The organism is Brevibacillus fulvus, from assembly GCF_016908525.1.
In the GTDB taxonomy this organism is placed as follows: domain Bacteria; phylum Bacillota; class Bacilli; order Brevibacillales; family Brevibacillaceae; genus Brevibacillus_G; species Brevibacillus_G fulvus.
This window is the reverse complement of record NZ_JAFBEB010000004.1, coordinates 263948-276884: the sequence shown is the minus strand read 5'-3', so window position 1 is coordinate 276884 and position 12937 is coordinate 263948. Positions and strand designations below refer to the sequence as shown.

10 protein-coding genes are annotated in these 12937 nt (G+C 51.6%); 6 read left to right on the top strand and 4 right to left on the bottom strand.

Features of this window, described 5'->3' with window-relative positions; all coding sequences use genetic code 11:
• Window positions 1-7 precede the first annotated feature (7 nt).
• Genes JOD01_RS08360 through JOD01_RS08350 form a run of 3 tightly spaced genes read right to left on the bottom strand, consistent with a single transcriptional unit; the run spans window position 8 to window position 3750 of the window.
• Window positions 8-811, bottom strand: a complete 804-nt coding sequence (locus JOD01_RS08360; RefSeq protein WP_204517796.1) for a hypothetical protein — start codon at window positions 809-811, stop codon at window positions 8-10.
• Window positions 804-2441 (bottom strand): hypothetical protein, encoded by a 1638-nt coding sequence (locus JOD01_RS08355; RefSeq protein ID WP_204517795.1) that lies wholly within the window; start codon window positions 2439-2441, stop codon window positions 804-806. The genes JOD01_RS08360 and JOD01_RS08355 overlap by 8 nt, the downstream gene beginning before the upstream one ends.
• 37 nt (window positions 2442-2478) lie before the next feature.
• Window positions 2479-3750: an O-antigen ligase family protein gene (locus JOD01_RS08350; protein WP_204517794.1), complete on the bottom strand. Its 1272-nt coding sequence runs from the start codon at window positions 3748-3750 to the stop codon at window positions 2479-2481.
• A gap of 203 nt (window positions 3751-3953) precedes the next feature.
• On the opposite strand from JOD01_RS08350, the gene murJ reads away from it, so the two are divergent.
• Window positions 3954-5483, top strand: coding sequence for a murein biosynthesis integral membrane protein MurJ (murJ, locus tag JOD01_RS08345; protein ID WP_204517793.1), 1530 nt, complete (start codon window positions 3954-3956; stop codon window positions 5481-5483).
• Here the strand turns inward: murJ and JOD01_RS08340 are convergent.
• Complete coding sequence (locus JOD01_RS08340) at window positions 5431-6837, bottom strand: phenylacetate--CoA ligase family protein (RefSeq protein ID WP_204517792.1); 1407 nt, start codon at window positions 6835-6837, stop codon at window positions 5431-5433. The genes murJ and JOD01_RS08340 overlap by 53 nt on opposite strands.
• Window positions 6838-6989: 152 nt before the next feature.
• On the opposite strand from JOD01_RS08340, the gene JOD01_RS08335 reads away from it, so the two are divergent.
• The 5 genes from JOD01_RS08335 (at window position 6990) to JOD01_RS08315 (ending at window position 12885) form a co-directional block, all read left to right on the top strand.
• Window positions 6990-8615, top strand: a complete 1626-nt coding sequence (locus tag JOD01_RS08335; protein ID WP_204517791.1) for a putative polysaccharide biosynthesis protein — start codon at window positions 6990-6992, stop codon at window positions 8613-8615.
• 184 nt (window positions 8616-8799) lie between these two features.
• Window positions 8800-10392, top strand: coding sequence for a spore germination protein (locus tag JOD01_RS08330; RefSeq protein ID WP_204517790.1), 1593 nt, complete (start codon window positions 8800-8802; stop codon window positions 10390-10392).
• Window positions 10389-11561 (top strand): Ger(x)C family spore germination protein, encoded by a 1173-nt coding sequence (locus JOD01_RS08325; RefSeq protein ID WP_204517789.1) that lies wholly within the window; start codon window positions 10389-10391, stop codon window positions 11559-11561. The genes JOD01_RS08330 and JOD01_RS08325 overlap by 4 nt, the downstream gene beginning before the upstream one ends.
• Window positions 11558-11773, top strand: a complete 216-nt coding sequence (locus JOD01_RS08320; RefSeq protein WP_204517788.1) for a hypothetical protein — start codon at window positions 11558-11560, stop codon at window positions 11771-11773. Before JOD01_RS08325 ends, JOD01_RS08320 begins: the two co-directional genes overlap by 4 nt.
• 11 nt (window positions 11774-11784) lie before the next feature.
• A complete protein-coding gene (locus tag JOD01_RS08315) occupies window positions 11785-12885 on the top strand; it encodes a GerAB/ArcD/ProY family transporter (RefSeq protein WP_204517787.1) in 1101 nt (366 codons plus the stop codon).
• The last annotated feature ends 52 nt before the right edge of the window (window positions 12886-12937 follow it).

Here is a 12937-nt window from a genome sequence, read left to right as displayed (position 1 = left end):
ATCGGCGTTAATATAGGAGATATTTTTCCACTTCTTCCGGCGGTTTGATTTGCAAGCCGGGATCGTTATATTTGTAAAAACTGAACAGCACTTGCTGATCCATCGTCCCTCCGCCTGGCAGCGGCAAAATGATCCATGTTTCATACTGATGCAACAGATGATCGTTGCGGCCGATCCAAACCGTGATCTTGACCGTGGAATTTTTCAGGATCTCATCGATGTCGGCGCGTCCGGCCAGCTGCTCTTTCAGGTCCGCAAACAATGGACTCTGGCTTTGTTGCAGCCAATCGCCGGCGGTGAATTTAACCTGGAAGGGAATGCTCGGTTCCCCGTAAATCGGTTCGTCTTTCAGCTGCACGGCGTTTTGCATAATCGGCAGCAAATCGTCGAAACCGGCCAATACGTCAAACGGCAACGGTTTCTCGGCAGCCGTCATCCAGTTTTCATCGACTTTGACATAGTGCTTGTCATTGATTCGATAGTATTGATAAGGCTGTCTGGCAATGCGGGCGTCGACATTATACCCGTCCGGACGAATGACTGCCCCTTCAAACATGCTGGTGGTTGTCCGGGACAAAATATAGTTTTTGACAAAACCTTTGTACCAAAACTTTTGTGCGTCGGGATCGGAATTTCCTTTTTCGATTGCCGTTTTCAGCCATTCCGTGGCTGATTCGGTTTGCGGAGCGTCCGGCTGCTGGGGAGCGGTCGCCGCAAATTGCTTTTCCCCTGACTCATACGTACAGCCAGTCAGCAGGGACGTGAGCAACAAGGCTGCAACGAGCAGTCCTCGTTTGGAACATTTACGCATGGCGGAACCTCCTCACCACTCCGTAGCCGATCAGAATGACGAAGATGGCGATTGTGATCGGCATTACCGGAATATCATGTTGTTTCAAGATCAGCAGCTTATGACTGTCATAGATCGAGGCGACGAGTTCATTTTGCCCATCCCCGTCAATATCTCCGACCTGAATGTTAATCAAAGAAAGATACAGTTTCCAGTTCTGCTTCAAGCCTTCCGGTGTGAAGTCAAAGCCGCTGACATAGCGAAGCGGATAAGCGCTGACCCAGCTTTTCGCCTGAGCGACAATTTCCGGGGCCGTGTCAGTGCCGACAGGAGCATAGTTGGTGAAACGGAAGCTCTCGTCTCCTTTTGCGCTCGCCCAAAGAATTTGCCAGTTGCCGTCAGCTGTCGGTTTCAAGATGTACGAAGGGGTGGAACCGACAAGAATCTCATCGGTTTGATCATGGTCGATATCGGCGATGATCAAGTTTGCCGTGGATAAGGGAATTTGCTGACGGGTCAGCGTATAAGCTTCCTTGACCGAACCGGCTGGCTCGACTTCCAGCACGCTGATATTTTCGCCCATCACGAGCAGCCCTTCCTGGCCATCTGGCAGGTGCATCGTATCCAAAATTTTGGTTGCCTTCGTCGTGGCGGTAAACGGTTTTCCATCGTAAGTTCCTTGAACAACCCCGTTCTTGATGCGGACATCACGGTATTTGGACGGTTTGTTAAACGTATCCTGGCTGTCCATTTTCCCTTTGGTGGCCGCAAGCATCTCCTGCAAATTCTGCATGTCCAGCAGGAAGGCGCGGTAAGGAGCAGTTCCTACTTGCAGCATTCCCTCGGCATAGGATTGGCGCTGGACGTTTGCTCTCAGCTCCGTATCGGTTTGCGTATAGTAGGGGAAGCCGGGAAAATCTTCGGGTATTTGCGCTTTGATCTCAGCCAGCTGGTCGGCGGTAAATTGATCGTTGGGCATGCGCTGCATGTGACCATTCTGATAGGTGTAAACATACAGCGAAACCGGTTCGGATTGAATCGGCAGCAATTTCTCCGCCAACGCTTTGCGCTCCGCTTCCGTCTCCGGCTTTTTGTCTTCATCCACAGGCTGAGGAACTTCCTCGGCGTTTCCGTAGGTGATAATTTCCTGTTTGCCGTCGTGATTGACGTCATACAAGGTGATCGGGAAGTAATCGACCCACTCCCCTGAGTAAAGCCGGTCGGATTCCCATTGGATGTAAAAATGGTTGAGCACATACAGGTTGTCCCGATTGAAGGTCGCATTGCTCAAAATCGGCAATAACGCCAGAACGAGTACGGCGTTCCAAGGCAGGCGGCCATACCATTTGGCTATCAGGGAAATGACCACGATGGCCAAAGCGCCGCCCAACAGGGTGAGCAACAGCGACTTGACGTCCAGGCCGGTCAAGGCCCGATCCAGCAGTAAAAACGCAAGGGCAAAAACAGTAACCTGCCGTCTCTTCGCCGGTTTGACCAGAAAGTAGCCGAGAATCATCACCGGAATCAATAGGAGCAGCGCGATCCAGGAAGCATCCAGTACGGCTATTTTTACCAGCAGGTGGTAAATCAAAAACAGGGCGATGGCAAACAATGCCCAGTAAAGTGTTTGCAATTTAAATATCTGGCGCATGAGATTCACCTTTTTCTTTCCAAAAATGTTGAGGCCGTTATCGTTCATCTACACGTCTGTTTTCCTCGTCGCCTCTCGTATGCAGGGCGCAGAAGAAACCGCCAAACAACCAGAAATAGAGCGACATGAAAGGAACTTCAAAAATATTTTCCACCATGTTGTGCAGTGAAACGGCCAACATTCCGCAGGATATGCCCAACAGGATATAGAAGGAAGGGGTTTTCATCATGCGGGTGGTGACTTGGAAGCAGTAGCGAATAATCAACACGATCAGAGAAATCAACAGGCCAACGCCAAGCAGCCCCAATTCGGCGATGCTCTTGAACAGATAACTGTCCGAGTAGATCGTTCCGAAGTGGCGGGAGGCTACCGCACCGCCGTGGTGACCCATACCGACGCCGAACAATGGATCGACCCGCATTTTGTTATAAGCTTCGTACCAACGGGCCAGACGTCCATCCTGCAAGCTTTTTTGAAAGTATTCGACCGTAAACAGCGTAGCCAGCCGATCTTTGACCGTACCGATCAACGGCAGGTTCGGGACATAATAAAGCACGACAGCTCCAATGATTCCCAAAATCAGCAAATAGATCGCGAGCCGGCGGTTCCAGATCCAGCATCCGATGAAGATGACGAAAGCGAAGGCAAACCAGGCTCCCCGCGAAGCGGTAAACAGCAGGGCGGCGAGTGTTGTCAGACTGACAAGCAGCCACCAGATTTTTTCTTTCTTCTGTTTGGTGTACAAAAACAGGCCCATTGCTACCGGAGTGATAAACGCCATGTAGCTGCCCAAAACGTTCGGACTGGTTACAATGGAAAAGGCGCGCGTGCGAGTGGACTCTCCGGCATTTACCCAGGCGAGCGAGGTTTCCACCCCAAGCACTACCTGCATGACCCCGATCAAGCCGACGATAAAACCGACAACGCCCAGCAGCCGGATCATGTTGGTTAATTGTTCCTTGGATTGGAACAGATAAAAACCGATCACGAAGGCCAACATGTATTGATAGATCGAGCGGAAGCCCTCGATGCTGGCATCCAGATTGACCATATCAACCATCATCAGCCCCAGCCCGTACATCAAGAAGGCAATGAGCAGATGCTTGATTGCAGGCATTTTCCGTTCCCCTTGCAAGAACCCAATCAGGGCGAACACGAGTAAGACGAGGATTAAGCCGTCATCCCAAAAGGAAGAGACGATAGGGATCGGGAGAATTTTTCTCATGATGTAATCAATGATGGGATAGGCCAACAGCAAGTAGAGCCAGGTGTTTGGCAATGTGCCCCATTTTAACAAGGCTTGTCTCATTCAGACGACTCCTCCTACGACAAAGTTCAACTTAACCATTATAATGAAAGTATCAAGCAGGTAGCAAGGATTCGACAAAAAACTTGGTAGATTTGCGCTTTTTGCTATATGATACAGAGGTGGCGGCCAGCAGTGGCCGTCCGGCGGTCGCTGGCGCTTGCCGAACGAACCGCAGCAGAACAGGAATAGGAGATTTCATATACATGAATTTGTTGCGTACGGCTTCCTTAATTGTCGTGCTTACGTTGGCCGGCAGACTGTTAGGTTTTTTCCGCAATATTTATTTATCCAATTTGTATGGTTTGAGCAGGGAGACCGATCTGTTCACGATCGCCTCCAACATCCCGATGACACTGTTTCTGGTCGTGCCCGGGGCAATTAATGCCGTGCTGATTCCCACTCTAAGGGGAATTCTCGAGCAGAACAATCGACAGCGGGCCAATGAGCTGTATCAAAAGGTGTTGTTCATCGTGCTGGCCGGGTTTGCCGTCCTGGCTGTGCTCGGTGTGCTTTTCTCCCGGCAAACCGCCTTGTTGCTGGGTGTCAGGGGCGAAGACGCGATCCAAATGACGGCAGAGTTGCTGCAGTGGATGTGGCCGTCAGCGATTTTTATCGGGCTGGTGGGCCTCTGGTCGAGTGTATGCAATGCGCATCAGCATTTCTTTACGCCAACCGTGGGGACGGTCGCCAATGGCGCGGTCGTCATCGTGTTTATGTACCTGCTGGTGCCCCATATGGGCGTGAACGGATTGGCTCTGGCCACATCGCTCGGCTACTTGTCCGCTTGTCTGACCATGCTGCCGACGATGCGGTCTTTTGGCTATCGTCACCGGTTCCGCCTCGGATGGAAAGAGGATGAGGCAATGCGCAGCATGGGCGAACGGGTCATCCCGATATTCATCGGCGCCGTTATCGCCAATGTGACGACGTTTTTGGAGCGAGGGCTGGCCAATTCATTGGGCGAAGGCAGACCGAGCGCCCTGATGCTGGCCAATACGATCAACCAGTTGCCGCAGGCAGTGTTTGTCGGCGCGTTTACGCTGCCGCTCTTCCCGTTATTGGCTTCCTATGTGGAACGCGGTGAAATGAATGAAATGAAGCAGGTGCTGCAAAAAGGGCTGGCCTATTTGCTCATTCTGCTGATTCCGATTACGGTCGGACTGATTATGTACGGAGAAGCGTTGATCGAACTGATTTATGAGCGGGGGAGCTTTACGCACTCGGCAACGCAAATGACCGATTTTGCCCTGACCTTTTACAGTCTCGGCTTGTATGCATTGGGCGCAAGAGATTTGTTGACCCGCGCTTTTTACGCATTGAAAAATACACGCACACCGGTGATTATCGGTTTTATCGGCATTTTGGCCTATTTGGCCACCGCCTGGATCTCAATGCCGTGGTTAAGCCATGGCGGCTTGGCTTTAAGCGCGTCTGTTTCGGCCATCTGTCAGTCCGTCTTGCTGTTTGCCCTGTTGTGGCGAAAAATCGGCCGGCCGGTCCGCGCCAACTTTTTGCTGACCGCCGGCAAGGTGCTGATCGCCAGCCTCGTAATGGGCGCAGCGATCTCGCTATGGGAACCCGTCCTGGCCATGCTGCCGCTGGTCGTCCACCTCGTGCTCGGGATCGGAGCAGGAGCTGTCGTCTACGGCGTAGTGCTGTTTTTGACGAGGGAACCGTTGGTCAGTGAGCTGGCGGGAAAGGTGTGGAAGCGCCGTTCCCGCTCAGTTCAATAGGAAACTGTCTGATCGCGTAGCGCTGTTTGCCGGAAGCGCTGGGAGGGATTTCTGCCACATATTCAAGAGCGATTTCCACATCGTTGCCCAACGATTGCCGGATGCCGTCGATAAACTGTCGTTCTTCTGTCTGCTTGTATTTTTCCGGATGCTTGACCAGTTTTACTGACAGCCTGCGCGGTTCGTGCTGGATGAGCTGGAAGCTGAGAAAGCTATCCAGATTTCGCATCAGATGGTTAAAATAATGGCCGTGCACAAATTGGCCGCTTGTTGAGACAAACATGTCATCTTCTCGTCCTTCAATCGCCTCCAACAAGGGAAGATTTCGCCCGCAGGAGCAGACATCGCGGGAGAGTTTCACAATATCGCCCAATTGATAGCGCAGACGCGGCATGGAATAGTTATGCAGATCGGTTACGAGCAACAGTCCGGGCTGGCCGGGGCCGACCGGTTGTTTGCTGACGGGATCGACGGTTTCCAGCAAACAATTTTGGCTGAAAATATGCATCCCCCCGGCAGGACATTGGTAGGCGAGGATTCCGCCGTCGCGCGCGCCGTATTCGTTCACCACGGGGGCTTGAAAAGCTTCTGCAATGCGTTCCCGTTGATGCGGCAGAAGCGTCTCGGCCGTGGAGACAACCGCTTTTAGGGGGATGCCCGGTTTGCGTCCGCTCTGCAGCAGCAGTTCTGCCAGCAGATGGAGTGCGGAGGCGTACCCGTACAAATAGGCGGGTTTAAATGAATGCAGCAAGCGTAAATAGTCATCCAATTTGGCTCGTTGCAACTCGTAGGCAGGCAGCAGCAGCCGGTTTTTCAAAAAGCGTTCTTTCCACAAATAACGGCGTTTTTGCCGCTGATTCAGCTCAATTGGCGATCCCCAGACCATGATGGACGGATCGCCCGGTTCAATCTCGTGCCAGGACAGGCCGTACCACCGGGCGGCTTCATAATGCTCAACGGTATAGCGATCAAGATAAAAGCGAATCGGCTCACCGGTCGAGCCGCCGGTACGGTTCGGAATCAATTTCGTTGCCGGTGAAAGCGCGGTGCTCAGATAGCGTTGATGGTGCTGGCGAAAATCAGCTTTGCTCAGGATGGGGAATTGTTGCAAAAAAGCGATCGGGTCTTGTCCGATCGCTTCCTGCTGCGCCAGCCATGGTTGATACGCGGGAACAGTGGCAACGGCATGCCGAAGCAGGTCGGCCAATCGGCTTGCTTGCGTTTCCGCGATTTGCGCTGTTGAAAGACTCTCCATTTCCTTCATGTCACGAATATACCATCTCGTTTTGTTTTGTTTGATTTTTTCCATTAACGGCCAGTGCAGATGTTGAATGAAATAGCGGGTGAGCGCCATATACAAGCCCCTTTCGTTTCTCTGTCAGCGATAAAAATCTTGTTGCTACCCAGTATGACTGCGAAACTTTTCCGCTATACCTGAGTCTCATGTAAGGGTGGACAAAGAGGGACTTAGGATTGGATGAGCAAGTAATGTAAAGGAGACAGACAATGCTGAAAAAAAGCCATTTTCTTGGCGGAGCCATCATTTTAACCATAGCGGGATTTCTTTCCAAAATTATCGGGATGTTTTACCGGATTCCGCTTCAAGATATAGTGGGTGACAGCGGATTAGGGTTGTATCAAGAGGTATATCCGCTTTATTTGGCTTTTCTCAATCTGGCTACAGCAGGGGTGCCGATCGCATTGTCCCGAATCATTGCGGAAGCGCTGGCGGAAGGAAACACGGGCAAAGTCCAGCAAATATTGGCGCGCAGCCTGTTGCTGATGAGCGTTATCGGGACCGCTCTGTTTTCGCTGCTGTATTTTTCCTCGCCGCTGATTGCATTGGCCATGGGCAACCTGCATCTGGTTGAACCGATCAGGGCCATTTCCCTGTCCTTGTTGTTCGTTCCGCTCATCGCGGTGTTGCGCGGCTATTTTTACGGCTGCCAGAAAATGATGGTGGTCGGCTTGTCCCAGGTGGTGGAACAAACGCTGCGGGTTGTGCTGATTATGCTGACGGCAGGCTATCTGGTCAAATTGGGCGAAGATACCGATTCGGTGATTGCCGGCGTCAACTTCGGGACGATGATCAGCACGGTGATCAGTTTGCTGTTTTTGTTTTTATTGCTGGGCTGGCAACAGCGCTCCAGCCGGCTTACGCTCGATCCTCGCTGGAAAGATTGGCGCTGGTGGATCGATCGCCGTTTTTTTCTCAACATGTGGAAAATTTCCTGGCCGATTTGCGTCGGGGCGTTGGCGATTCCGATCTTTAGTCTGGTTGACTCTTTTTTGGCCATTAATATTTTTCGCTATGTCTGGCGAGTGGATGGCGTGACGGCCGACGCCTGGTTTGGCGTTTACAGCCGGGGAGGCCCGCTGTTGCAGCTGGCCAGCCTGTTCGGCGCGTCGATCGCGCTGTCCATTGTTCCGGCGATCGCTGAAGCGAAACGAAAGCATGACGAAGACCGGGTGCGAACGTTGTCGCGGATTTCCTTTCGCTTTGCCTGGCTGCTGGGCTTGCCGGCAGGCTTGGGGTTGACCGGGATCGCGGAAGGGGCCAATCTCGCCTTGTACGGTGACCTGGAAGGAACGCGGGCGATGGCGATTCTGGCAGTCAGCGCGATCCCGTTATCGATGCTGCTGGCAACAAACGGCGTCTTGCAGGGGTTAGGGAAAGAAAATGTCCCTGCTTTGCACCTGCTTTGGGGAGTCGGCGTGAAAATCGTCACGACGCTCGTGTTTGCTTCGCTGTTTGGCATCGATGGCCTGTCGCTTTCCTGGCTGGCCGCCAGCACGTTTGTCTGGCTGCTGAATATGCGCAGCATCCGCAAGCTGGTCAAGAGTGAGCAAAACTGGGCATTTGACTATATTTATCCATTGATCGCAGCGAATGTGATGCTGTTGTGTACCTGGACGGCCACCATCGGCTGTCAATATTGGCTGCATGGCATAAGCGCACGTTTGCTGGGCGCGGCGGAGACGGTCATTGGCATCGCGGTCGGGATGATCGTCTACATCGGGTTGCTCGTAGCGATTCCGTTATTGGAACCGCGTGAACTCGACTGGCTGCCAGGCGGCAACGTGGTGCGCAAGTTCGCCGGATTTTTGCGCAAGCGAAGAACTGAACAGTAAACAAAGAATCCACAGGGGCGGCGCCTTTCCGAACAGGAGAGGCGCTTTTTTTTTGTGGCTGGGGGGTGATTCACTGATTTGCTGTACGGTTCACCGGCAAACGCGTAGGAAGGTCGCATAATTTGGCAGTCAATGGGGATAATGGAAACGTATTCAACGGGCTGGTGAAGAAGGGAGGAGAAGGATGAGAAACTGGTTTCGGACCGTACGCAATCAACGGAAAAAAAAGCATAATATTCCTTCCCAACCAAAAGACATCACCTTGGAGATTACGGATGAACGGATCGAAACCGAGCTGGCGCACTCGAAACAAGTTTTGCAGGAGATTTTTCGCGACTGCTCTGATGTTGTTTTTCGCGAAATAATGGTCAATGAAACGACCAAAGGTTTGCTGGTATTCATCGATGGCATCGTCAATACCGATCAGATTCATGAAAATTTGATGCGGCCGCTCCTGATCCATTTTAGTGAAACTTTCAACGAGTCACAGCCAGCCGACCTGAAGGAAAGGCAAATTTCCTTGGCACAGGTGACTTCCGCCAAGCAATATGCGCAACTGGTGGAGGGCATCCTGACGGGGAGCGTTGCCTTGCTGGTCAATGGCTATGACAAAGCCTTGCTGTTTAACGTTGTCGGAGGAACCCGCCGGGGAGTCGAGGAACCTGCTACCGAAGCGACGATTCGTGGCCCGCGGGAAGGTTTTACGGAAAGTTTGCGAACGAATACGGCTTTGTTGCGGTATCGTTTAAAATCTCCACGGTTGAAAACCATCGCCTACAAAATTGGCGAGCATACGCAAACGAATGTGGCGTTGGCCTATATTGACGGCCTTGCCGATCCGCGCGTGATCGCGGAAGTGAGAAATCGGTTGGAGAGGATCAAGATTGACGGTATCTTGGAGAGCAGCTATATCGAGGAACTGATTGAAGATGACCCGTTCAGCATCTTTCCCCAGGTGCAAAATACGGAACGGCCTGACACAGTAGCCGCCCATCTGCTCGAGGGGAGATTTGCCATCTTTATTGATAATACTCCGTTCGTCCTGGTCGGGCCGGTTACGGCCTGGCTGATGTTGCAGGCCAGTGAAGATTATTATCAGGACATTTATGCCGGATCGTTTATCCGCCTGCTTCGGCTGTTTTTTTTGGGGATCGCTTTGTTTATGCCGGCGCTGTATGTAGCAGTGACCACTTTTCATCAGGACATGATCCCCACTACTTTGCTGCTCAGTATCGCGGCAGCCAGGGAATCGATTCCGTTTCCCGCTATTGTGGAAGCGCTGATCATGGAAATATCGTTTGAAGCGTTGCGCGAAGCCGGGGTTCGTTTGCCCAAGACGGTCGGACAGGCAGTCTCCATTCTCGGAGCGTTGGTGATCGGACAAGCGGCGGTGCAGGCGGGAATCGTTTCCGCTCCGATGGTTATTATTGTCTCGGTGACCGGGATCGCTTCGTTTACCGTTCCCCGCTACAGCTTTGGGATCGCCATTCGCTTGCTGCGCTTTCCCTTGATGCTGCTTGGCGCCACCTTTGGTTTATATGGCATCGTGATCGGCACGATGTGTATTGTCTTGCATTTGGCCAAATTGCGCTCGTTTGGCGTTCCGTATCTTTCCGGAATCGCTCCGTTTAGTTGGAAAGCGCAAAAAGATTTGTTGATCCGTTCTCCCTGGTGGCGAATGATAACCCGGCCGCCTCTACTATACGACCGTGAGCGAAAACGGATGAGTACCGACCTGAAACCATCTCCTGTCAAGCAAGAGGGGGAAACTGAATGAGACGGTTAGCTTGCACGATTCTTGCAGCGAGTTTGCTGTTAGCTGGCTGCTGGGATCGGAAAGAAATCAACGACATTGCCTTGGTCATGGGTACTTCGGTAGACAAAGAGGGCAATCAGTACAAGGTGACGGTGCAAATCGCCATGCCCAGCCAATTGGGGGGAGCCGGCAGCCAAGGCGGCGGCGGCGGAACGAGCGGCACAAAGGCGTGGCACAGCTTGACCGCTACCGCCGAAACAATCCGTAAAGCCAATGAAATTGAGCAGCAAGCGCTCTCGCGGATTTTGTACTTTTCGCATCGCCGGACATTGTTAATCGGTGAAGATCTGGCAAGAGAGGGCATTTTGGATATCATGGATGTCTTTTCCCGAATCCCGCAAAATCGCTTGACCGCCAATGTGGCGATCACGCAGGGGAAAAGCGTCGACATTATGGAATCGGAAGCGCCGATTGAACGTTTTCCCTCTGAGGCGATTCGCGAGCAACTCAATCAATATATGAAACGAAACCGTGTGTTAAAGGATTTGATTACGTCCATTTTGCAGGAAGGGATCGATCCAGCAATCCCGTTTTTTAAAACCACGAGCAAAGAACCCGGTTCAGCGGAAGCAAAAGGGAAAGAAAACATCCGCGTCGGCGGACTGGCCGTCTTTAAAAAAGAGAAACTGGTCGGTTTTTTGGAAGGGGACGATGCCCAAGGGGCGTTATGGGCGATGGATGAGGCCCGGATCCCGACGGTCTCGATAACGGCGCCCGGCTCAAAGAAAAAAATAGCGGTACAGTTTCATCAGACCGAGAGCAAGCTAAAACCGGTTATCCAACAAGACGGAACAATCCTGATGCAAATTCGCATCAAAGCGATCGGCTCGGTCGTTGACAACGAATCGCGCTTTACGCCCGTCAACATGGGGACGCTGGAAACGCTTGTCGGCAAAAAAATTGAAGGCAACGTGAAAAACTCATTGTCCATTTTGCAAAAAAAATACAAAGCCGACATCATCGGCTTCGGCAGAAACATTTACATGGACGACCCAACTTATTGGCGGCAAATTTCCGCAAACTGGGATGAAATGTATCCGAAAGTGAAAACGGAAGTCCAAACCGACATCCAGATCGAGCATTCCGGGGCATTGATTGCTCCTTTTCAGCGAGAGGAGGGGAATAGATGATTACGGTGCCGATCGTTTTGCTGTTGATCGTTTTTTATATGATCGCTAGTTGGAAAACGATGAAAGCGGCCAACAAGCCCACCTTTTTGACCATCTCCGGGATTTTAACTGTCAGTCTTGCCATCACTGCTTTCAATCAAATGTTTGAAAAAGCGGTCAAACCCGCTGTTCTGTTGCAGCAACTGCTTTCGCCGTTTATCCCATTTCCCTAGGAGGTGTCTGTATGGAGCGAATTTCCGGACGGCAAATCATTTTGATCGGTTCCATCTGGGTAATGGACAGCACCTTGATCAGTCTGCCGGCGCAAATGGTCCGTTTTGCCAAACAAGATGCCTGGCTTTCCTTGATAATGGTTGCAGCGATCATCGCATTGGTTCTGTGGTGTCTGTCCAAAGTTCACAAACGGTTTCCCAATCAAGACCTGTATGATGCGTTGATCACCCGCTGGCCGCGGGCGGGTAAGGCGGTCGTCTTCATTTACGTATTGTTCTTTGCCGTCATCTTAATTCGCGATATCCGGACGATTACCGATTTTATCAATGTGAGCCTGCTGCAATTGACACCGTTATGGATTATCACCGCCTTGCTGCTGTATTTTATCAACAAACTGGTAAGCGGCGGGATTGAAGTGATCGCGCGAATGATTGAATTTTTCATTCCCAGCTTTTATTTTATCCTTTTGCTCGTTCCTGCGCTGTCCTATAAGGAGTTCGATCTCTCCCGGCTTGGTCCTGTCTTTGAATTCGAGTGGTATGGGATGGCAACAGCTGGTTGGTACTCGTTTTCATACATTGGAGAAATAATAGGCATCTCATTTATGTACAGCAACGCTACTTTGCAATTTCGCCATGGGTTGGCGAGCCTATTGATTGGTGTTCTGTTATTAAGCGGTGTGCTATGGACATTGTTATTGATCCTTGGCACCGACTTGATGCCGCACCTGACATACCCCGTTTATGAACTGGTGCGACAAGTGAAGGTGACCGATTTTCTGGATCGCTTTGAAATTCCGATGGTGGCGATCTATTTTCCGACGATGTTTGTGAAAATCGGATTCTCCTTGTACCTGGTTTGCCATGGAATGAACCGGCTCATGCCGCGCGTTCCGATCGATTCGGTCGTGCCGGCTGTCGGGATTTTGGTTTATGTCTGTTCCTTCTGGTTTTTCCGCGATGCCGTGCAACTCATCGATTTTAACCGGGAGTGGACGGCATTGGCGATCTGGCCCGAACTGATCTTGCCGATTTTCCTCTCGCTCTTTTTGCGCCCCAAGCAAAAGCAAACGCGTCCCGAGCAACAGCAGGAGATAAAACCGGATACATAAAAAGGAAAAGCTGAAACAAACAACCGCGATGAAGGGATCATCGCGGTTAAAG